21 protein-coding genes are annotated in these 20083 nt (G+C 74.1%); 11 read left to right on the top strand and 10 right to left on the bottom strand.

The window, feature by feature from the left end; translation table 11 throughout:
- Positions 1-59: 59 nt before the first annotated feature.
- The 10 genes from BLT67_RS06155 to BLT67_RS06110 all read left to right on the top strand — a co-directional run bounded on the left by BLT67_RS06155 (position 60) and on the right by BLT67_RS06110 (position 11305).
- Positions 60-1400, top strand: coding sequence for an MFS transporter (locus tag BLT67_RS06155; protein WP_092666200.1), 1341 nt, complete (start codon positions 60-62; stop codon positions 1398-1400).
- Positions 1401-1478: 78 nt separating this feature from the next.
- Positions 1479-2252, top strand: coding sequence for a FadR/GntR family transcriptional regulator (locus tag BLT67_RS06150; RefSeq protein WP_092666199.1), 774 nt, complete (start codon positions 1479-1481; stop codon positions 2250-2252).
- A 132-nt stretch (positions 2253-2384) separates the two neighbouring features.
- Complete coding sequence (locus tag BLT67_RS06145) at positions 2385-3287, top strand: LysR family transcriptional regulator (RefSeq protein WP_092666198.1); 903 nt, start codon at positions 2385-2387, stop codon at positions 3285-3287.
- Between the two features lie 101 nt (positions 3288-3388).
- Positions 3389-4696: an aminotransferase family protein gene (locus BLT67_RS06140; RefSeq protein WP_092666197.1), complete on the top strand. Its 1308-nt coding sequence runs from the start codon at positions 3389-3391 to the stop codon at positions 4694-4696.
- Positions 4693-6174, top strand: a complete 1482-nt coding sequence (locus tag BLT67_RS06135) for an NAD-dependent succinate-semialdehyde dehydrogenase (protein WP_092666196.1) — start codon at positions 4693-4695, stop codon at positions 6172-6174. The genes BLT67_RS06140 and BLT67_RS06135 overlap by 4 nt, the downstream gene beginning before the upstream one ends.
- A 26-nt stretch (positions 6175-6200) precedes the next feature.
- The gene (gene ald / locus BLT67_RS06130; RefSeq protein ID WP_092667553.1) at positions 6201-7322 is read left to right on the top strand and encodes an alanine dehydrogenase; all 1122 of its coding nucleotides are present in this window, start codon (positions 6201-6203) and stop codon (positions 7320-7322) included.
- A 239-nt stretch (positions 7323-7561) separates the two neighbouring features.
- The gene (locus tag BLT67_RS06125; RefSeq protein ID WP_092666195.1) at positions 7562-8251 is read left to right on the top strand and encodes a DNA alkylation repair protein; all 690 of its coding nucleotides are present in this window, start codon (positions 7562-7564) and stop codon (positions 8249-8251) included.
- A gap of 181 nt (positions 8252-8432) precedes the next feature.
- Entirely contained in the window at positions 8433-9854 is a 1422-nt protein-coding gene (locus BLT67_RS06120) for a type III PLP-dependent enzyme domain-containing protein (RefSeq protein ID WP_231945607.1), read from the top strand.
- A 10-nt stretch (positions 9855-9864) separates the two neighbouring features.
- Positions 9865-10935 carry an ATP-grasp domain-containing protein gene (locus BLT67_RS06115; protein ID WP_157674218.1) on the top strand — a complete coding sequence of 357 codons (1071 nt, stop codon included), beginning with the start codon at positions 9865-9867 and terminating at the stop codon, positions 10933-10935.
- A 58-nt stretch (positions 10936-10993) separates the two neighbouring features.
- Entirely contained in the window at positions 10994-11305 is a 312-nt protein-coding gene (locus BLT67_RS06110; RefSeq protein ID WP_092666193.1) for a hypothetical protein, read from the top strand.
- Positions 11306-11338: 33 nt separating this feature from the next.
- Here BLT67_RS06110 and nhaA read toward each other — a convergent pair whose 3' ends face one another.
- The 4 genes from nhaA to BLT67_RS06090 form a co-directional block, all read right to left on the bottom strand.
- On the bottom strand, positions 11339-12598 hold the full coding sequence (gene nhaA / locus BLT67_RS06105) for a Na+/H+ antiporter NhaA (protein ID WP_092666192.1): 1260 nt from the start codon (positions 12596-12598) through the stop codon (positions 11339-11341).
- A 136-nt stretch (positions 12599-12734) separates the two neighbouring features.
- The gene (locus BLT67_RS06100) at positions 12735-13010 is read right to left on the bottom strand and encodes a YgaP-like transmembrane domain (protein WP_092666191.1); all 276 of its coding nucleotides are present in this window, start codon (positions 13008-13010) and stop codon (positions 12735-12737) included.
- A gap of 2 nt (positions 13011-13012) precedes the next feature.
- Complete coding sequence (locus BLT67_RS06095) at positions 13013-14428, bottom strand: MBL fold metallo-hydrolase (RefSeq protein ID WP_092666190.1); 1416 nt, start codon at positions 14426-14428, stop codon at positions 13013-13015.
- Positions 14429-14592: 164 nt separating this feature from the next.
- A complete protein-coding gene (locus BLT67_RS06090) occupies positions 14593-14778 on the bottom strand; it encodes a hypothetical protein (protein ID WP_092666189.1) in 186 nt (61 codons plus the stop codon).
- Positions 14779-14876: 98 nt separating this feature from the next.
- Here BLT67_RS06090 and BLT67_RS06085 point away from each other — a divergent pair, with 98 nt between their 5' ends.
- The gene (locus tag BLT67_RS06085) at positions 14877-15158 is read left to right on the top strand and encodes a metal-sensitive transcriptional regulator (protein WP_092666188.1); all 282 of its coding nucleotides are present in this window, start codon (positions 14877-14879) and stop codon (positions 15156-15158) included.
- A gap of 42 nt (positions 15159-15200) precedes the next feature.
- Here the strand turns inward: BLT67_RS06085 and BLT67_RS06080 are convergent, their stop codons facing one another.
- From BLT67_RS06080 to BLT67_RS06055, 6 genes are all read right to left on the bottom strand, one after another.
- Positions 15201-16505, bottom strand: coding sequence for a M18 family aminopeptidase (locus BLT67_RS06080; RefSeq protein WP_092666187.1), 1305 nt, complete (start codon positions 16503-16505; stop codon positions 15201-15203).
- Positions 16506-16607: 102 nt separating this feature from the next.
- Positions 16608-17435, bottom strand: coding sequence for a class I SAM-dependent methyltransferase (locus tag BLT67_RS06075; RefSeq protein ID WP_092666186.1), 828 nt, complete (start codon positions 17433-17435; stop codon positions 16608-16610).
- Between the two features lie 75 nt (positions 17436-17510).
- Entirely contained in the window at positions 17511-18308 is a 798-nt protein-coding gene (locus tag BLT67_RS06070; protein WP_092666185.1) for an alpha/beta fold hydrolase, read from the bottom strand.
- A gap of 302 nt (positions 18309-18610) precedes the next feature.
- Positions 18611-19186, bottom strand: a complete 576-nt coding sequence (locus tag BLT67_RS06065) for a dihydrofolate reductase family protein (RefSeq protein WP_092666184.1) — start codon at positions 19184-19186, stop codon at positions 18611-18613.
- A gap of 159 nt (positions 19187-19345) precedes the next feature.
- Positions 19346-19576, bottom strand: a complete 231-nt coding sequence (locus BLT67_RS06060) for a putative acetyltransferase (RefSeq protein WP_092666183.1) — start codon at positions 19574-19576, stop codon at positions 19346-19348.
- A 42-nt stretch (positions 19577-19618) separates the two neighbouring features.
- On the bottom strand, positions 19619-19954 hold the full coding sequence (locus BLT67_RS06055) for a hypothetical protein (protein ID WP_092666182.1): 336 nt from the start codon (positions 19952-19954) through the stop codon (positions 19619-19621).
- Positions 19955-20083 lie beyond the last annotated feature (129 nt).

The following is a 20083-nucleotide window of genomic DNA, read 5'->3' as shown; positions in this document are numbered from 1 at the left end:
CACCTAATGCGACGGGCGGACGGCATCCGCTCGCCGGTCCCTTCCCAGACGGAGACACCATGGCAACGACGCCAACCACCACCCAGCACACCGACCCTCGCGCGGCGGCCGACACGCGCCGCCTCCGCAGGGTCGCCACGACATCCTTCATGGGCACCGCGATGGAGTGGTACGACTACTTCATCTACGGCCTGTTCGCCGCCCTCGTGTTCGACGAGCTGTTCTTCCCGAGCTTCGACCCCGCCGTCGGCACGGTGCTGGCCCTGCTCACCTTCGGCATCGGCTTCGTCGCCCGTCCCGTCGGCGCGATCATCTTCGGCCACCTGGGCGACAGGATCGGGCGCAAGAAGACGCTCGTCGTGACCCTGCTCGTCATCGGCCTCTCGACGGGCATCATCGGCCTCCTGCCGACCTTCGACGCGATCGGCTTCGCCGCGCCCATCCTGCTGACGACCCTGCGCTTCATCCAGGGCCTCTCGCTCGGCGGCGAGTGGAGCGGTGCCGTGCTGCTCGCGGTCGAGCACGCGCCGGCCAAGCAGCGCGCGTTCTACGGCGCGATGCCGCAGTACGGCTCGCCCGCCGGCACGCTCGCATCCTCCGGCATCGTGGCACTCGTGACGCTGCTGCCCGAGGACGACCTCATGGCCTGGGGCTGGCGCATCCCGTTCCTGCTCTCGTTCGTCTTCCTCGCGATCGCCCTCTACATGCGCCTCCGCGTCGAGGAGTCGCCGGTGTTCACCGACGTCGTGCAGACGCAGCGCGCCGAGCAGCCGAAGGCGAAGCTGCCGCTCATCGAGGTCTTCCGCCACGCGGGCGGCCGGGTGCTCATCGTCATCGCGACGGTGCTGTTCGCCTCGGGCGGCTTCTTCCTCATGACGACGTACGCCGTGAACTTCGGCACCGGCGAGCTCGGCATGGAGCCCTGGAAGCTGCTCGTCGCGACGATGGTCGGCGCGGTGCTCGAGGCGATCGGCATCTACATCGGCGCGAAGCTCGGCGACCGCTGGGGCGCCTGGAAGACCGTCGTCTTCGGCGGCGGCATCGCCGTGGTGCTCGTCGTGCCCATCGCGCTCATGCTGGGCTCGGGCGTCGAGGTGCTCGTCATCGTCGCGGTCGCGCTCGGCATCGGCATCCTCGGCATCCCCTACGGACCGCTCGGCACGATGCTCTCCGAGCTGTTCGAGGCGCGCTACCGCTACTCGGGCGTCGCCGTCTCGTACAACATCGGCGGCCTCATCGGCGGCTTCGTGCCCTCGATCGCCGCTGGGCTCGCGCTCGCAGTGGGCAGCGCGGTGCTCGTCATCCCGATCCTGCTCGGCATCATCATGGCGCTGTGCGTCGTCGGCGGGCTCATCGCCGGCCGCGTGCTCTCGCGCCAGAGCGAGACGATCGCGGCCTGAGGCCGACGGGGTGCCGCGCCGTGGGTCTCACCGCGGCGCGGCACCTCGCTACGATCGGACGCGGCGCGGGAGGTGCAGATGAGTGTGAGCGCAACCGTGCGCGACGGCTGGTCGAGCGCCGCCGCCGCGATCGGCGCCCTCAAGAGCGACCGCGTCGTCGCCGTGCTCGAGCAGCAGATCCTCAGCGGCGAGCTCGCCCCCGGCACGATCCTCCCGACCGAGCCAGAGCTGTGCGCGATCCTCGGCGTCAGCCGCACGGTGCTGCGCGACGCGGTGCGCGCGCTCGTCGCCCGCGGACTCCTGAGCGTGCGGCAGGGCCGCGGCACGATGGTCGCGCAGCCGAGCGACGAGGCGTTCTCGACGGCGATGGTCGCGCTGCTGTCGCGCTCCGGCCTCACGGTGGCCGAGGTGATGGATGCGCGGCAGACGGTCGAGATCATGCTCGTCCGGCTCGCGGCGGCCTCGGGCGCGCAGGCCGACTGGGACGAGCTCGAGCGCACCGAGCGGGCGCTCATGGAGGCGATCGCCGCCGCGGACGACGTGGCCGCGCACGCCGCGCACGCCGAGTTCCACGCGGGCATCCTGCGGGCCACGCACCAGCCCGCGCTCGTCCTCATGCTCGGGCCCATGAACAAGGTCGCGCTGCTCACGGGCACCGCCTCGGTGCGCAGCGGCACGACCGAGGACTGGGACCTCGAAGCGCACCGCGCGATCCTCGAGGCGCTGCGCCTCGGCGACGCGGATGCGGCCGAGGCGGCCATGCGCGCCCACTTCGAGCGGCTCGACCGCTCGCCGATCTACCTCGACCTGCTCGACCGGCCGTTCGCGCAGGCGTACTTCCGCGCGCCCTAGGGCCCTCGGTCGTCGAGTAGCCCCGAAGGGGCGTATCGAGACGACGTCCGCTGCGCGAGCGACCGGTCTCGATACGGCGCCTGCGGCGCCTACTCGACCAGCGAGGGCGCGCAGCCTGCGTAGGCTTCGAGCGTGCTCGACCTCCACCGCCTCGTGCTGCTGCGCGCCGTCGGGCTGCACGGCGGCATCACCGCCGCGGCCCGCGAGCTCGCGTACAGCCACTCGGCCATCTCGCAGCAGCTCTCGCTGCTCGAGAAAGAGGCCGGCACCCCGCTGCTCGAGAAGGTCGGCCGCAGCGCCCAGCTGACCCCTGCCGGCCTCGAGCTCGTGCGCAACACCGAGCCGATCCTCGCCGCCCTCGAGCACGCCGAGGCCGAGCTCGCCGCCTCGCACGACCAGCCGCTCGGCGTCGTCACGCTCGCGGTCTTCCCGTCGATCGGCCGCGGCGTGCTGCCCGCCGCCCTGGTGGCGCTCGCCGACGCGCACCCCGGGCTCGACGTGCGGGTGCGCGTGCTCGATCCCGAGGACGCGGCGCTGCGGCTCGTCTCCCGGCAGGTGGATGCCGTGGTCACCGACTCCTACCCGGGCACGCAGGTCGCGCCGACGGGCGGCATCCACGCGAGCGTGCTCGGCCGCGACGCCGTGCGCGGCTACCTCCCCGCGGCGCACGCCGACGCCGACCTCGAGCGGCTGCGCACGCTGCCGTGGGTCATGGAGCCGCGCGCGAGCGCATCGACCCAGTGGGCCCTGCGGGTGTGCCGCGAGCTCGGCTTCGAGCCGCACGTCGCGCACGAGTCGAGCGACGTGCTCTTCCACCTGCGGATGGTCGAGGCGGGCGTCGCGGCCGCCTTCCTGCCGGACCTCGTGGTGCGGGAGACCGGCAGCCGCCTCGCACCGAGCGCGCAGCTGCCGGCCGACCAGCACCGCAGCATCCTCTTCCTCACCCGCTCCGGCGCCCAGGCGCATCCGGCCCTCGCGGTCATCGAGCGGGCGATCGCCGACGCGTTCGCAGAAAGCGTCAGCAGAGCCGACTGATACCGGTCGGAAACGGTCACTGCGAGCGACCCTTCCGGGCACCTACAGTGCTCATGGCAGCGACGCCTTCGCGTCGCGCCCAGGACGACGAAGGAGACGCGATGACGCTCACCGACACCACCGCATCCGCCACGGCTGCCCCCTCGGGCGCCGTGCTCGACGGTCCCGCGCTGTGGTCGGCGCAGGCGCAGATGCCCGCCGTGCTCGGCCGCCAGCTCGTGATCGAGCGCGCCGAGGGCTCGTACCTCTTCACGACCGACGGTCGGCGCCTCTTCGACGGCACCGCGGGCCTGTGGCACGCGAACGTCGGCCATGCGCACCCCGAGCTCGCGCAGGCCGCGTTCGACCAGATGCGCACGCTCGAGACCTTCCACATCTTCCAGCGCTTCGCGAACGACCGGGCGATCGAGCTCGCCGAGCTGCTCGCCGGCATCTCGCCCATCCCGCGCTCGAAGGTGCTGCTCAACTCCGGCGGCTCCGACGCGATCGACCTCGCGTGCAAGCTCGCGCGCCGGCACTGGCAGCGCGAGGGCCGCACGAGCAAGCAGATCATCCTCAGCCGCGAGCACGCCTACCACGGGCTGCACGCCTATGGCACGTCGATCGCCGGCCTCGACTTCAACCGCGAGGGCCTCGGCACCGAGTCGCTCGTGCCCGAGACGGCGCGCGTCTCCCACGACGACCTCGCCCAGGTCGAGGCGGCGATCGAGCGCATCGGCGCCGAGCGCATCGCCGCGATCGTGAGCGAGCCGATCCAGGGCACCGGCGGCGTCAACCCGCCCGCGCCCGGCTACCTCGAGGGCCTGCAGCGGCTCGCGCGCGAGCACGACATCCTGCTGATCCTCGACGAGGTCATCACCGGCTTCGGCCGCACCGGCGAGATGTTCGCGGCCGAGCGCTACGGCATCGAGCCCGACATGATCACCTTCGCGAAGGGCGTCACCTCGGGCTACGCGCCGCTCGGCGGCGTGCTCGCGGCACCGCGCCTGTGGGAGCCGTTCTACGTCGACGCGCCCGACACCCCGGTGTTCCGCCACGGCGCGACCTACGCGGGCCACGCGACGGCGGCCGCGGTCGCGATCGCCAACCTCGGCATCCTCGAGCGCGACGGCCTCGTGGCGCGCGCCGCCGAGCTCGAGCACGTGCTGCGGCGCGAGCTCGAGGGCCTCGCGGCTCGCCAGGAGGCGGTCGTCGACGTGCGCGTCGCTGGTTTCCTCGGCGGCATCGGCCTCGACGAGCGCATCGCGAACGACCGCGTCGCCGACCGCGCGATCGAGCACGGCTTCATCACGCGGCCGCTGCGCGGCAACACGCTGCAGCTGAGCCCGCCGTTCATCGTCAGCGACCAGGAGGTCGTCGACTACGTCGCCGCGATCGAGCTCGCGATCACCGAGGAGGCCGCCCGATGAGGGCCACGACCACCGCCGGGCTCGTGCCGGCCGACGCATCCGCCCTCGACCGCGCCGACCGCGTGATCGCGGGACTCGGCCTGCCCGCCACCGGCATCGACGTCGCCGACCCAGCGACCGGCGCGCAGATCGGCCGCATCGCCGACATCGACGTCGACGGCGCCCTGCGGGCGGTCGAGACGGCGGATGCGGCGGGTCGCGCCTGGGCGCGCACGACCCCGCGGCAGCGCGCCGACGTGCTGCACGCGTGGCACGCGCTGCTCGTCGAGCACACCGAGGACCTCGCGCACCTCATCACGCGCGAGATGGGCAAGCCGCTCGCCGAGGCGCGCGGCGAGGTCGCCTACGGCACCGACTTCGTGCGCTGGTACGCCGAGGAGGCCGTGCGGCCGGCCGGCAACTTCCGCGAGGCGCCTGCGGGCGGCTCGAGCATCCTCACCCGCCGCGCGCCGGTGGGGCTCGCGGTGCTCATCACGCCGTGGAACTTCCCGCTCGCGATGGCGACCCGCAAGATCGCGCCCGCGATCGCCGCGGGTTGCGCGGCGGTCGTGAAGCCCGCGACGCTCACGCCGCTCACGACGATCTTCGCCGTCGAGCTCGCCCGCCGCGCGGGCGTGCCCGCCGACCTCGTGCAGGTCGTGACGACCTCGAGCGCGTCGCGCTTCAGCAGCGCCGTGCTGGCGGATGCGCGGGTGCGGAAGGTGTCGTTCACCGGCTCGACCGAGGTCGGGCGGACGCTCCTCGAGCTCGCGGGCCGCAACGTGCTGCGCTCGTCGATGGAGCTCGGCGGCAACGCGCCGCTCATCGTCTTCGACGACGCCGACCTCGAGCGCGCCGTCGAGGGCGCCGTCGCCGCGAAGCTGCGGAACGCCGGCCAGTCGTGCATCGCCGCGAACCGGTTCTTCGTACAGGAGGGCATCGCCGACGCGTTCGTCGAGGGTGTCGCCGAGCGGCTCGCCGACGTGCGGGTCGGCAGCGGCTTCGGCGACGGCACCGTCGTGGGGCCCCTCATCGACGACCGCGCGGTCGCCTCGATGAAGGCCTTCACCGAGGATGCGCTCGAGCGCGGCGCCGAGCTGCGCGCCGGAGGATCGGCGATCGAGGGCGACGGCTCGTTCTTCGCGCCGACCGTGCTCGACCGCGTGCCCGAGGGCGCCGACGTCGCCCAGCGCGAGATCTTCGGCCCGATCGCCGCCATCCAGCGCTTCCGCACGCAGGAGGAGGCGATCGAGCGGGCGAACGCGACCGAGTTCGGGCTCGCCGCCTACGTGTTCACCGAGAGCCTCGACCGGGCGCTCAACGTGGCCGACCGCATCGAGAGCGGCCTCGTGGGCATCAACCAGGGCGTGCCCTCCAACGCCGCCGCCCCGTTCGGCGGCGTGAAGCAGTCGGGTCTCGGGCGCGAAGGGAGCGCCGAGGGCCTCGAGGAGTACCAGTCGGTACGGTTCTACAACATCGCCCGTCGCGAGACGGCGTGACCCCCGTGAATCAGAAGGAGAGCGTCGTGCAGATCGGCGTCGTCAAGGAGATCAAGCCGCGGGAGGAGCGGGTGGGCATGACGCCCGCCGGCGCCGCCGACCTGGTGCGCAGCGGCAGCACCGTGCTCGTCGAGAGCGGAGCCGGCGCGCGTGCCGGGTTCGACGACGAGCTCTACCTGGCAGCAGGTGCCGACATCGTCTCGCGCGAGGATGCGTGGGCGGCCGGCACCGTCGTGAAGGTCAAGGAGCCGATCGCCGAGGAGTACGGCTTCCTGCGGCAGGACCTCACCCTCTTCACCTACCTGCACCTCGCTGCCGACCGGCCGCTCACCGAGGCGCTGCTGGCGGCCGGCACGCTCGGCATCGCCTACGAGACGGTCGCCGACAGCACCGGGCTGCCGCTGCTGCAGCCCATGAGCGAGATCGCCGGCCGGCTCGCCGCGCACGCCGCGGCGACGCACATGATGCGGCACGGCGGCGGCCCCGGCCTGCTGCTGGGCGGCTCGCCCGGCGTCGCGCCGGCGCGCGTCGTCATCATCGGCGGCGGCGCGGTCGGCACGCAGGCGGCGCTGCTCGCCCTCGGCATGCAGGCCGAGGTGACGATCCTCGAGATGTCGCCCGCCCGCATCCGCCAACTCGACAGCCTGCTCGACGGCCGCGCGCGCGTGCTCATGTCGGATGTCGCGACGGTCGAGTCCGAGCTCGCGCAGGCGGATGTCGTGATCGGCGCGGTGCTCGTGCCCGGCCGCGCGGCGCCCAAGGTCGTCTCGCGGGCGCAGCTGTCGCTGCTGCGGCCGGGCGCCCTGCTCATCGACGTGGCGATCGACCAGGGCGGCGCGTTCGAGACGTCGCGGCCGACGACCTACGACGACCCGATCTTCGAGGTCGACGGCGTGCGCCACTACTGCGTCGCGAACATGCCCGGCGGCGTGCCGCAGACCGCGACCCGCGCGCTCACGAACGCGACGCTGCCCTACGTGCGCCGCATCGCGCAGCAGGGCGCCGAGGCGGCGATCGCGGCCGACCCGGCGCTCGCGCTCGGCGTCAACACGCGCGCGGGCAGCATCGTGCACCAGGGGGTCGCGGATGCGTTCCCCGACCTGCCGTCGTCGGTGGGCGGGGGCAGGTCGGCGGCGCTGCACCGCTGAGCCGCGGGCTTGCCGGGGCACCGGATCGCGCCTAGCGTCGGGGACCACCGTCCCTGAGCGCCGCTCGCGCGGCCAGACGAGAGAGGCCGATCCGGTGCAACCCAGCAGGCGCCAGCGGTGGTCGAGCAGCCGGCGCCCACGGTGGTCGAGTAGCCGGCGGAGCCGGCGTATCGAGACCACGCCAGCTCAGCGGAGATCGCGCTGACCCCGCCCCCGCATCCGCTCATACCCTGGATGCCATGACCGAGACCGTCGCCGCCCTGCAGGCCGAGCTCGCCGCGCTCGAGGATCCGCGGATGCGCGAGGTCAACGAGCGCCACGGCGACGACCACGGCGTCAACCTCGCGAAGGTGCGCGCGATCGCGAAGCGGCTCGGCACCGACCACGAGTTCGCCCTCGCGCTGTGGGCGACGGGCGAGACGCCGTCGCGGCTGCTCGCGCTGCTGATCGCGCGGCCGAAGTCGCTCTCGTCCGATGAGCTCGACGCGATGCTGCGCGAGGCGCGCGCGCCCAAGGTGCTCGACTGGCTCGTGAACTACCTGGTGAAGAAGGGGCCGCACGCCGAGGCGCTGCGGCTGCGGTGGATCGACGATGCGGATGCGGTGGTCGCCGCTGCGGGATGGGCGCTCACGAGCGAGCGGCTGCGCAAGGCGCGTCACGCCGCCGACGTCGCCGACCTCGACCTGCCCGCGATGCTCGACACGATCGAGGCCGAGATGGCGGATGCGCCCGAGCGGCTCATGTGGGCCATGAACGAGGCGCTCGCCACGATCGGGATCACGCAGCCGGCGCTGCGCGAGCGCGCGCGGGGCATCGGCGAGCGGCTCGGGGTGCTCAAGGACTACCCCGTGGCGCGCGGCTGCATCTCGCCCTACGCGCCGATCTGGATCGACGAGACGGTCGCGCGCCAGGGAGCGTCCCGCGCGTAGCGGTCCCCTTCCTGCAGCGCTGAGCGGGTGCTGATCCTGCCCACAGGGAGGCGGGCGGGTTCTGCGCGTGCCATTGGCGTCCGTTCGGCGACGAGGATGACCTCGTGCAGTACCGTCGGCGCCAGCGGTCGCCAGCCGGTTGCACTCGGAGCCCCGGCCCGATCTGACCGAGGTGGTCGACATGTCAGTGCAGAGCTCGATGCCCGAGGGGCTGATGGCGATCGACGGTGCCGCGCGGGGGCCGGCGGCTGCGCCGCCCGAGCATCCCCAGACCCCCGCCTTCGTCGTCGACGAGCCGCTCCTGGATGCGCTGCGGAGCAGCTTCCAGCACGCGATGGCCGCGCACTGGCCGAGCTCGATCCTCGCGTACTCCTTCAAGACCAACGCGCTCCCGTGGCTGCTCGCGTACTTCCGCCACCGCGGCGCGTGGGCGGAGGTGGCCTCCGACACGGAGTACGAGCTCGCCGTCGCCCTCGACTTCCCTCCCGACCGGATCGTCTTCAACGGGCCCGCCAAGCGCCGCGACCGCCTGCGCTCCGCCCTCATCGAGGGATCGATCGTCAACCTCGACGCGAAGCGCGAGGTCACCTGGGCCGCCGAGCTCGCGCGGGAGCGGCCGGAGCTCGACGTGCGCGTCGGCGTGCGCGTCAACTGGGATCTCGCCAGTCTGGTGCCGGGCGAGCTGATCTCCGAGGACGATGTCGCCCGCTTCGGGTTCAGCCTGGTCAACGGGGAGTTCGACGCCGCCGTGGCCGAGCTGCGGGAGGCCGGCGTCCGCGTCGCCGGCCTGCACATGCACAACAGCACCCGGTCGAAGAGCGTCGAGGTCTACCGGGCTGCCGCGCGCACGGCTGCCGACGTCGTCTCGACCCGCGGATTGACGCCGGACTGGATCGACATGGGCGGTGGGTTCTTCGGCGGCGTCGACGCGACCCCCACCTTCGACGACTACTTCGCGGTCATCCGCGAGGAGCTCGAGCGGGCCGTCGACCCGGAGCGGACGACGCTGATCGTCGAGCCCGGCGGATGCCTCGTGGCCCCGCCGTTCGAGTACCACGCGACCGTCATCGACGTGAAGGACGTCGGCCAGACTCGGTTCGTCGTGATCGACGGCAGCCGCACCGACACCGACCCCCTCTTCCGCCGCACCCGCCCGTACGAGCTGCGCGTGGCATCCGCGTCGGCGCGCGTCCTCCCCGTCCAGAAGGTGGTGGGTGCGACGCTGACGGAGCTCGACCGGGTGACCACGCTGCACGACGAGCGCGAGCTGCGGGTCGGCGACCGGCTCACCTTCTCCAAGCTCGGCGCCTACACGCTGCCCCTCAGGGGCCTGTTCATCGACTACCTGCCGAACGTCTACGTGCGCGACGCCGACGGCGCGCTGACGCAGGTGCGCCGCAAGTGGGGCGCGCAGGAGTTCCTGCAGGCCAACCTGTGGTCGGACGGCGACGGCAGCCTTCGAGGCCCCGCGCAGGATCCGACCTCGGCGTCCCCGGAGCGGCCCGCTGATGCCTCCGCCATGCTCGCCCCGCCGACGCCTGTCCGCAAGCCCCGCCGCCGGACCCGTGCCGGTCGCGACACCCGAGGAGCCGACGTTGCCTAGTCACGAGCCCATGAAGATCGTCATCGCGTCGGCCGGACGCCGCGCCCATTACCTCGAGTGGTTCCAGGACGCCTTGCGCGCGCTCGGCATCCGCGGCGAGGTCATCGCGATGGAGTACCGCAGCACCGCTCCCGGCTTCGGCGTCGCCGATCGTGCCGTCACGATGCCGGCGTACAACAGCCCGGAGTACGGCGACGCGATGCGGCAGTGGTTCGCCGACGAGCGCCCCGACGCCTTCTTCTGCATGAACGACTACGAGAGCCAGGTGCTCTCCGGCGAGCTCGCGGACGACCTGCGGCGCTCGGGCGCCGTGGTCGCCGTGCTGGCGCCCGACGAGCAGGCGATGGTCCTCGACAAGTACGCCATGGCCGAGAGCTTCGCCGCGCACGGGATCCCGACCCCCGCGACCTCCCTGGGCACCGAGGTCGACGACGTGCTCGCGTCCGCCTCCGCGGGGACCAGGTTCGTGGTCAAGCACCGCTTCGGCTCGGGCTCCTCCGGCCTCGAGCTCCCCACCACCGAGGATCTGCGGGCGGCGGTCGCGCGCTCGGCCGGATCGGCGCTCGGGCCGGACGGGCGCCCGGTGGACGCCGACCCGGCCGCTGTCGTCGTGCAGGAGTTCCTGCCCGGCGACGAGTACGGGCTCGACGGGGTCTTCTCCCTCGACGGGCGCTCGGAGCTGCTCGGCGTGATGGCCCGCAGGGTCGGCCAGAAGCGAGCCGGGGACACCGACGTCGCCACGACCGCCGACCCAGGACGGTTCCGCGAGCTCGTGGCGCAGGTCGGCAGGCTCCTGCTGCCCAGCGGCTCGATCGACATGGACGTGCGCGAGGACGGCGAGGGCGTGGCGCGAGTGATCGACATCAACCCGCGCTTCGGCGGCGGGTATCCCTACTGCCATCAGGCGGGCGCGCAGGTGCCGGCGGCACTCATCCGCAGCGTGCGCGGCCTTGAGCCCGACCCGGCGCTGCTCGACTACGAGATCGGCGTCACCTCCACGCGCCGGGAGGCGTTCACCGTCATCGGGCGGGAGGGTGCCACGAGCCGCGACGCCGCCCTCGCCGAGACGTCGCTCCGGTGATCGTGGCCCGCCCGGCACGCGCCGAGGGCGTGGGCCCGAGCCGGTCTACCCTTGCCGCATGATGCGCGAGCAGTCGGAACCCGGAGCGACGGTGAGCCTCGTCGTGGACGAGGCGCTCTCGAAGCTCGAGGCGCTCTCAGCCATCGCGGATGCGTGCGGCGGCGCGGTCGTCGACGCCGGCACCGCCCGCGCCCGCGTGCGGCTGGGCGACGGAGCGTGGGCGGAGGTCGAGGTGCCGAAGTTCGGCGATCCGCCGCCGCTCACGATCGACGTCCGCGCGGCCGATCCGACGAGCGCGCGCCAGCACGCGGAGCATCTCGCCGCGGGGCTCGAGCGGCTGGGCTGGCGGCCGCGCTTCCTCCGGGGCTGATCCGCGCGGCCCGCCGCGGACGCCTCGGACGCCTCAGTCGCCGATCCGCGCCTGCGCCGCGTCGGGGACGCCGTCCTCGTTCTCGTCCGCGCTCCGCGCTCGCCGCGCATCCCATCGCAGCAGCGGCGCCGCGAGCAGGGCGGCGACCCCCGAGCCGATCAGCACCGCGAGCTTCGCCGCGTCGGTGCGCGCGGTGTCGTCGAACGAGAGCTCGGTGATGAGCAGCGACACCGTGAAGCCGATGCTCGTGAGCAGGGCGACCGGCAGCAGGTCGCGGAGGCCGATGCCGTCCGGCAGGCGCAGCGGCGTCCAGCGCGTCACGAGCGCCGTCACGCCCAGCACGCCGAGGAGCTTGCCGACCACGAGTCCCGCGGCGACCGCGAGCAGCACGGGCTGCGCCGCGAGCTCGGCGAAGCCGCCGCCGTCGGCGACGGAGACGCCGGCCGAGCAGAACGCGAAGACGGGCAGCGCGATCGCCGTCGACCACGGTCGCACCGCCGCCTCGTGCTGGTGCGTGCGCGGGACGCGCTCGCCATGGATGCCGTGCGCCGGCACGCAGGCGCCGAGCACGACGCCCGCGATCGTCGCGTGCACCCCCGACTCGTGCATGCACCACCACGCCACGAGCGCGATCGGCAGCAGCACCCACCACAGGTCATAGCGCGAGCGCACGAGCAGGGCGAAGGCGGTGACCGCGACCGCGGCGCCGAGCAGCGCGAAGACCTGCACGGTTGCGGTGTAGAAGACCGCGATCACGACGATCGCGAGCAGGTCGTCGACCACCGCGAGCGTGAGCAGGAACGTGCGCAGCCCGATCGGCAGCCCGCGGCCGAAGATGGCGAGCACGGCGAGCGCGAAGGCGATGTCGGTCGCGGCGGGGATCGCCCAGCCGCTGAGCGCTGCGGGGTCGCCGGCCGCCACGACGATGCCGACGTAGACGAGCGCGGGCAGCGCCATGCCGCCGATCGCGGCGAGCACCGGCACGGCCGCGCGGCGCGGGTCGCGGAGGCTGCCGGCCGCGATCTCGTGCTTGAGCTCGACGCCGACGACGTAGAAGAAGACGGCGAGCAGACCGTCAGCCGCCCACGCGGCGACGCTCAGGTCGAGGTGCAGCGCGGCGGGACCGACGCGGGTCTCCGTGAGGCCCGCGTACGAGTCGCGCGCGGGCGAGTTCGCCCACACGAGGGCTGCCGCGGCCGCGATGAGCAGCAGCGCGCCGCTCGTGGTCTCGAGGCGCAGCAGCTGCGCGATGCGGGCTCGGCGTGCGCCGGTGGGCGTGCGGGTGGGTTCCACGGGGCTCCTCTCGACGCCACCGGACCCTGCGCCCGGTGGCACGCCGACCAGGCTTCCCGGCACACCGCCCACCAGCCTACGGAAACCGGCTGGCGCACGCCAGCGCACGCGGTACCGGGTCGTCGCCGCTCGAACCTCAGTGCTGCAGCGTCTCGCGCTCCTCCGGGATGCCGACGCGGTTGCGCTCGCCCCGCGTGGCTCGGCGTGCGAGCAGCGCGCCCGGGCACCAGCCGCGCACGGCCCCCACGATCAGCACCGCCGCACCGGCTGCAGCGAGCACCGCGACGACGGGCTCGTCGAGGCTGTCGACGGCGAACGCGGCGAGCAGCACCCCCACGAGCGCCTGCACGACGCGCTCGACGCCTCCCGAGGCGCAGGCGGCGCGGAGGCGCGCACGCCGGCTCCTGCGCATCGTCACGCCACGGCGGGCGTGCGGCCCGTCGCGCGCGCCCAGCCGGCGTACGAGCCGTCGAGCTCGATCACGTCGACGCCCGCTCGGCGCAGCGCGCTCGCGACGATGCTGTTGCGCACGCCGCTCTGGCAGTAGGTGACGACCGGGCGGTCGCTCGGCAGCTCGTCGAGCCGCCACAGCGCCCGGCCTCCGCTGAGGTGGAGCGAGCCGGGGATGTGGCCGTGGGCGTGCTCGCCGCGCCCGCGCACGTCCACGAGCACCGCATCATCGAGGCCGTCGAGCTCCTCCGGCTGCACGAGTCGCGGCTGCACGAGCTCGAGCCCGTCGAGCGAGCGGACGAAGCCATGGACCCGGTCGATGCCCACGCGCACGAGGTGGTCGCGCATCCGCTCGGCGTCGTCGGCGGATGCGGCGAGCAGCACGAGCGGGCGGTGCTCGTTCTCGGGGTCGTAGACCCACGCGCCGTAGCTCGCCGTCTTGCCCGTGTCAGCAGGGATCGCGAGGGCGCCCTCGACGGTGCCGTCGTGCACGCTGCGATGGTCGCGCGTGTCGACCAGGACCGCGGCGTCGGCGTCGAGGAGCGCGCGCACCTCCTCGGCGGAGCGCTCGGGGAGCGGCGCGCGGTCGCCGAGCAGGGCGGGGCCCTGGCGGTTCTGCCGCTTCATGCGCGCGAAGTAGGCGTGCGCGTCGGGCTGGCCCGTCAGGAGCGCCTCGACGAATCCCTGCTCGTCGTCGGCCGCGAGGTAGGGCGCCCACCAGGCGAACGTGCGCTCGTAGCCGACCGTGGTCGCGGCGATCGCGCCGAGCGCCTTGCCGCACGCGCTGCCCGCACCGTGACCGGGGAGCACCTGCACGTAGTCGGGAAGCGGCAGGAAGCGGTCGCGCAGGCTCGCGAACAGCTGCTTCGCACCCTCGAACCGGGTGTCGACGCCGCCGGCCGCCTCGTCGAGCAGGTCGGGCCTGCCGAGATCGCCCACGAAGACGAAGTCCCCGGTGAGCAGGAAGCCTGGCTCGGAGGCCTGCGCGCCGTCGGTGACGAGGAACGAGAGGTGCTCGGGCGTGTGGCCGGGGGTGTGCACGGCCTGCACGCGCACGTTGCCGACGACGATCGTGTCGCCGTGGCGCAGCCGCTCTGCCTCGTCGAAGCCGACGCCGTAGCGCCACTCGGGCCCGCCCTCGTCGGAGACGTGCATGCGCGCGCCGGTGCGCGCAGCGAGCTCGCGCGTGCCCGACAGGTAGTCGGCGTGGATGTGGGTCTCGGTCACGTGCGCGATGCGCAGCCCGTGCCGCTCGGCGAGCGCCAGCATCTCGGCGACGTCGCGCCGCGGGTCGACGGCGATGGCCTCGCCGGTCGCCTGGCAGCCGATGAGGTAGCTCGCCTGCGCGAGGTCCTCGTCGTAGATGCGCTCCAGGAGCATGGTGTCCCTCCCTCGTGTTCCGGTCGGTCAGCAGCGGCAGCGGTCAGCGGCGGGGACGCCCGCGAGGGCCTCCTCGACGTGCTGGCCGCATCCGGCCCAGGTCGGCTTGCCGCAGCGGTCGCAGGTGGTGCGTGCACACATGTCGTGTCCTCTCGTCCTCTCGCTCAGCGCCCGAAGAGGCGCGCGAAGAACCCGCCGCGGGTGCCGCGGGCCTCCGCCATCTCGCGCTCGGAGTGCTCGCCGCCGCACCACTGGGATGCCGCGACCGTGCGCCGCACCTCCTGCACGTGCTGACCGCATCCGGCCCAGGTCGTCTTGCCGCACACGCGGCACGTCGTCGCTCTGCACATCTCGCCCTCCAGGCGTCGTCGTCGTCCCGAGATACCCCCGGGGGTATGCACGACTATACCCCCGGGGGTATGGTGGGTGTCAATACGAGGAGGACCGCATGAGCACGCCAGACACCCACGCGGCGCAGAGCCCCGACGCGAAGCGCAAGATCGGCAACCGGCTCCGCCGCGCGCACGGCCAGCTGGCGGCCGTGATCGCCGCGGTCGAGGACGACGCGCACTGCCGCGACATCGTGCAGCAGCTCTCCGCGGTCTCGAAGGCGGTCGACCGGGCCGGGTTCCTCGTGGTCGCGAGCGCGCTGCAGGAGTGCCTCGCGGACGAGCCGGCGAACGCGGAGCGCGTCGACGAGCTCGAGAAGCTCTTCCTCTCGCTCGCCTGAGCGGCGGGCATGCGCTCGCGCGAGCGAGGAGCGCGCGCCCGCTCAGCCCGCGAAGAACGCCTGCGCCACCCGCGCGAGGTCGAAGAGGTCGCTCACGCCCGCCAGCTCGCGCGCCGAGTGCATCGACAGGATCGGGATGCCCACGTCGACCGTGCGGATGCCGAGCCGGGTCGCGGTGATGGGCCCGATCGTCGAGCCGCACGGCACCTGGTTGTTCGACACGAACGCCTGGCTGTGCACGCCGGCCTCGGCGCACCAGCCGTGCCACGCGGCGGCGCCCGCGCCGTCGGTCGCGTACCGCTGGTTGGCGTTGATCTTCAGGATCGGCCCCGAGCCGAGCACCGGCCGCACGACCGGGTCGTGCTTCTCGGCGAAGTTCGGGTGCACCGAGTGGCCGACGTCGCTCGAGACGTGCCACGACGACGCGAGCGCACGCATCCGCTCGCCCCGGTCGGCGCCGAGAGCGTCGCCGATGCGCGCGAGCACCTCCTCGAGGAACGGCCCCGCGGCGCCCGTGCGGGTCGCCGACCCGACCTCCTCGTGGTCGAACACCGCGAGCATGGGGATGTGGTCGGCGGCGAAGCCGTCGGCGAGCGCCGCCATCGCCGTCACGCCCGCGTGCACGCTCGCGAGGTCGTCGAGGCGGCCGCTCGCGAAGAGGACGTCGTCCTTGCCGAAGACGGCGCCGCGCTGCGCGTCGGCGACGACGAGGTCGTAGCCGCGGATGCGGCCGGCGTCGACGCCGGTGCCGGATGCGGTGACGACGGATGCGGCGACCTCGGCCAGCAGGTCGGCCGACTCGGGTGCGCCGAGCCCCCACACCGGCTGCGTGTGGGCCTGCTTGTCGAGCGCGAGGTGGTCGTTCGCCTCGCGGTCGAGGTGGATCGCGAGCTGCGGCAGCCGCAGCAGCGCCCCCGTCGCGGCGAGGTGCTCGCTGCCGTCGTCGAGCACGATGCGGCCCGCGAGGCGCAGCTCGCGGTCGAGCCACGAGTTGAGCAGCGGCCCGCCGTAGACCTCGACGCCGGCCTGCAGCCAGCCGAGGCGGCCCGTCGTCGGCTGCGGCTTGAGCTTGAAGCCGGGGGAGTCGGTGTGCGCGCCGAACACGCGCACGGGGGTCGTCGCCGTCGCCCCGTCGGGCACGATCCAGGCGATCGCGGCGCCCTCGCGCAGCACGACGTACCGGCCCGGGGCCGCGGGCCACGCATCCGTCTCGTCGAGCGCGGCGAAGCCCGCCTCCCGCAGGCGCCGCGCGACCTCGGCCGCCGCGTGGTAGCTCGAGGGCGAGGCCTCGACGAACGCGGCGAGATCCTCGGCGTGGGCGAGCGGGGCGGCGGGGGCTGCGGGCACGGCGGGACTCCTTGTGGGACGGGCTTCCGATCGTATCCGGGCAGCGGCGCCGGCCGGTCGGCGCCGCTGCCCGCAGCGCTGAGCGCACCGTGACCGCAGCGCTCAGCGCACCGTGCCGGTCGTGAGCAGGTACTCCCAGCGCATGAGGCCGTCCTCGAGGTGGCGGTCGCCGAGCTCCGCGAGCGCCGCGTCGAGCTCTGCGACGCGCTCGGGCTGCTCGGCGATGGCGCGGTAGGCGGCGATCGTCGGCCCGTAGGTCGCCTTGAAGAAGTCGCGGAACGCCGCGCCCGATGCGAACGCCGACACGTCGAGCTGCTCGCGCGCGAGCCGCAGCTCGACCCGCTCGCGCAGCAGCTCGCGCACGTGCTCCTCGTCGCCCCACAGCACCGGCGGCTGCGCGCCCTCCGGCGGCGGCGGTGCGAACGGCTTCATCGCCGCGAACATCTGCCCGATGAAGCCCTCCGTCGTCCACGCGATGAGTCCGATGCGGCCGCCGCGGCGCACGACGCGCGTCAGCTCGGCCGCGACCGGCGCGTGGAACGGCGCGAACATCAGCCCGACGCACGAGATCGCCACGTCGAACGCGCCGTCGTCGAACGGCAGCGCCTCGGCGTCTGCCGCCTGCCAGGTGATGTCGAGCCCCGCACCCGCCGACTTCGCCCGGCCGGCCTCGAGCAGCGCGGGCGTGAGGTCGCTCGCGACGACGCTCGCGCCCCGCTCGGCCGCGGGGATCGATGCGTTGCCGTCGCCCGCGGCGATGTCGAGCACGCGCTCGCCCGCGGCGACGCCGACCGCGTCGACGAGCCGCGGCCCGAGCGCCGGGATCACCTCGCGCGCGACCGCGGGGTAGTCGCCCATCGCCCACATGGCGGCGTGCTTCGCCTTGAGCTCGGGTGCGGCCGTGGTGACCGCGGCGGGGATGGTGTCCATGGGTCTGCCCCTCTCTCGATGCAACGAGGGTGCTCCCGTCCGGGCCGCGATTCCAGCCCCGATTCCCCCGCGGCGTCAGCGGACGCGCGCGGCGACGATCGCGGCGGTCGCGGCCGGGTCGACGGAGTGCCCGCGCGACTCCGGCACGCGCACGAGCTCGGCCGACGGCATCCGCTCGACGAGCATCGGCGCCGCGCGCTCGAGCAGCGGGAAGGTCTCGGCGCCCAGCAGCACCGTCGTCGGCACCCGGAGGTGCAGCATCCGCTCATCGGGGTCGGAGGTCGCGGCGGCGATGGTCGCGTCGTAGACGGTGGATTGCGCGAGCGACTCGAGGTGGGGCATGAGCTCGGAGGCGGCGATCTGCTCGATCATCGGCTCGGGCAGCTCGATGCCCTCGCGCTGGAAGGTGAGCACCGCCTCGCGGGTGCGGCCCGCGTCGACGAGCGACTGCAGGCGCTCGGGCAGGTCTGCGGCGGGCTCATCGAGGCCGAAGCGCATCGGCGGCTCGGAGAGGAAGAGGTGCGTGACCGGGGCGCCGTGCGCGGCGGCGAGCAGCGCGACGAGCGCGCCGGAGGAGTGGCCGAGCAGCACGGCGCTGCCGCCGACCGCGTCGATGACGGCCGCGACGTCCTCGGCCTCGCGCTCGGGGGAGAAGGGGGCGCGCTCGCGGGCATCCGCCGGCCCGTCGCCGCTGTCGCCGCGCGCGCGCCGGTCGACGGTGACGGCCTCGAATCCGGCCTCTGACAGGGCGTCGGCGATGGCGGATGCGTCGGCCGCGGTCGAGAAGGCGCCGCCGATGACGATCACGGGCGTGCCGCTGCCGCGACGGTGGAAGGCGATGGGCGTGCCGTCGGCGGATCGCGCGTGCTGCATGGGCGCCAGCCAAGCACCGGGCGAACCCAGCGACAACCCCCTCCGCCGGTCGAGGAGCGAGCCGCCGAGGGCGGCCAGCGTCACTCTCCGCTGGTCGAGGAGCGGGCGGGCGCAGCCCGCACGCGTCACGAGACCCGCCGCCGCGCGGCGACAAGCCCCCTCCGCTGGTCGAGGAGCGCGCGGGCGCGAGCCCGCACGCGTCACGAGACCACACGGTCGCGCGGAGCGCCGGTCCCCTCGCTGGTCGAGGAGCCCGCCGCCGCAGGCGGCACGCGTCACGAGACCCTCCACGCGAGCCGGCGTCAACCCAGCACGCGATACCGGACGTGCGTCGCCTTGGGCGACGTCTCGACCCGCACGATCTCGAGCCCGATCGGCGCCGGCAGCACGTCGACGATCCGGCGGCCGCCGCCCATCAGCAGCGGCACGTGATGCAGGCGCAGCTCGTCGATCGCGCCCGCGGCGAGCGCCGTCGGCACCCACGCCGAGCCGATCATGTGCACGTGGCGGTCGCCCGACGCGGCCTTCGCCTGCGCGATCGCGTCGACGACATCCGTCACGTAGTGCACGAGCGGCATGCCGGCGACCTCGGGCGGCGGCTCGCGCCGGCTGACGACGTAGATCGGCACGCCCATGCCGTGGTGGTCGCCGCCCCAGTGGTGCGTCTGCTGCGCGGTGCGGCTGCCCGAGAGCACCGCGCCCGCCTGCATCACCTCGGCGAGCTCGCGCAGGTCGGTCTCGGAGCCGCGCGGATCGTCGGGGTCGCCGAACCAGTCGTGCAGCGAGAAGCGCTCGCCGCCGGGCTGCTCGATCGTGTCGTTCGGGCCCGCGATGCAGCCGTCGAGCGAGACCGACATGTCGAGCGCAGCGAGGCCCATGGCGGGGACGGTACGTCGCGTCGGTCGCGGCCGCAACGGGTGACCTCGCCGGTCGAGGAGCGCGCGGGCGCAGCCCGCACGCGTCACGAGACCCGCCGCGATCCGCCCCTCCGCCGGTCGAGGAGCGCGCCGCCATAGGCGGCACGCGTCACGAGACCCTCAGCTCCCGCGGGCCCGCCGCTCTGGCGCCGGCGGCACCGGCTTCGCCGCGACGATGTCGCCGAACGTGATCACGACTTCGCCGCGACGGGTGGCGACCGTGCACTCCGCCGGGCCGACGCGCACGAGCTCGCCGAGCGCATCCGTCGCCCCGTGCTGCTCGCCGTGCAGCCGGTAGCGCACGACGATGCGCGTGCCGAGGGGCAGCGCGCGGAGCTCGGAAGCCTTCACATCGGCAACGGTAGCGGCGGCATCAGAGCCCGGGCCGCGCGCTCAACCGCCCAGCGCGGCAGCGCCGCCCGAGCCGACGGGCGGGTACAGCCAGGCGGCCCAGCCGCCCATCACCACCGCGACGGCGATCAGCGCGAGCGCCGGCACGATCGTGGCACGACCCACGTCGCGCCGCTCGGCGATGAGCTGCACGACCGTCGCCACGAGCGCGAGCGCCGCCGTCACCATCGCGGCCCAGCCGAGCATCCACAGCAGCTCGGCCGAGCCGTCGGGCGCGTGCACCGCGAGCGACGCCGCATGCAGCAGCATCGCGGCCACGACGGCTGCGCCCGCCGCGGTCGCGGCGGGAGCGAGTCCGGGATGGCGCTGCGCTGCCATGCCCCGACGCTAGCCGCGGCGACGGCGGAGCGCGCTGTGGCTTCGCGCAGGAGCGGGTCAGGGTTCCGGCGAGCGCCCTCGACCGGCGCGCCATCGACCAGCCGGGCGCGGCCGCGCGCCGATGCGACA

Origin of the sequence: Agrococcus carbonis, assembly GCF_900104705.1 — a bacterium.
Taxonomy (GTDB): Bacteria; Actinomycetota; Actinomycetes; order Actinomycetales; family Microbacteriaceae; genus Agrococcus; species Agrococcus carbonis.
This window is presented reverse-complemented; position numbering and strand designations above follow the sequence as displayed.

What these genes read in the sequence shown, in the direction of transcription:
- BLT67_RS06075 (WP_092666186.1), bottom strand. Translation starts at nt 17,435, where the DNA reads ATGGACACCATCCCCGCCGCGGTCACCACGGCCGCACCCGAGCTCAAG.
- BLT67_RS06085 (WP_092666188.1), top strand. Translation starts at nt 14,877, where the DNA reads ATGAGCACGCCAGACACCCACGCGGCGCAGAGCCCCGACGCGAAGCGC.
- BLT67_RS06055 (WP_092666182.1), bottom strand. Translation starts at nt 19,954, where the DNA reads ATGGCAGCGCAGCGCCATCCCGGACTCGCTCCCGCCGCGACCGCGGCG.
- BLT67_RS06095 (WP_092666190.1), bottom strand. Translation starts at nt 14,428, where the DNA reads ATGCTCCTGGAGCGCATCTACGACGAGGACCTCGCGCAGGCGAGCTAC.
- BLT67_RS06115 (WP_157674218.1), top strand. Translation starts at nt 9,865, where the DNA reads ATGAAGATCGTCATCGCGTCGGCCGGACGCCGCGCCCATTACCTCGAG.
- BLT67_RS06110 (WP_092666193.1), top strand. Translation starts at nt 10,994, where the DNA reads ATGATGCGCGAGCAGTCGGAACCCGGAGCGACGGTGAGCCTCGTCGTG.
- BLT67_RS06090 (WP_092666189.1), bottom strand. Translation starts at nt 14,778, where the DNA reads ATGTGCAGAGCGACGACGTGCCGCGTGTGCGGCAAGACGACCTGGGCC.
- BLT67_RS06070 (WP_092666185.1), bottom strand. Translation starts at nt 18,308, where the DNA reads ATGCAGCACGCGCGATCCGCCGACGGCACGCCCATCGCCTTCCACCGT.
- BLT67_RS06065 (WP_092666184.1), bottom strand. Translation starts at nt 19,186, where the DNA reads ATGGGCCTCGCTGCGCTCGACATGTCGGTCTCGCTCGACGGCTGCATC.
- BLT67_RS06155 (WP_092666200.1), top strand. Translation starts at nt 60, where the DNA reads ATGGCAACGACGCCAACCACCACCCAGCACACCGACCCTCGCGCGGCG.
- BLT67_RS06100 (WP_092666191.1), bottom strand. Translation starts at nt 13,010, where the DNA reads ATGCGCAGGAGCCGGCGTGCGCGCCTCCGCGCCGCCTGCGCCTCGGGA.
- BLT67_RS06125 (WP_092666195.1), top strand. Translation starts at nt 7,562, where the DNA reads ATGACCGAGACCGTCGCCGCCCTGCAGGCCGAGCTCGCCGCGCTCGAG.
- BLT67_RS06135 (WP_092666196.1), top strand. Translation starts at nt 4,693, where the DNA reads ATGAGGGCCACGACCACCGCCGGGCTCGTGCCGGCCGACGCATCCGCC.
- BLT67_RS06150 (WP_092666199.1), top strand. Translation starts at nt 1,479, where the DNA reads ATGAGTGTGAGCGCAACCGTGCGCGACGGCTGGTCGAGCGCCGCCGCC.
- BLT67_RS06120 (WP_231945607.1), top strand. Translation starts at nt 8,433, where the DNA reads ATGTCAGTGCAGAGCTCGATGCCCGAGGGGCTGATGGCGATCGACGGT.
- BLT67_RS06140 (WP_092666197.1), top strand. Translation starts at nt 3,389, where the DNA reads ATGACGCTCACCGACACCACCGCATCCGCCACGGCTGCCCCCTCGGGC.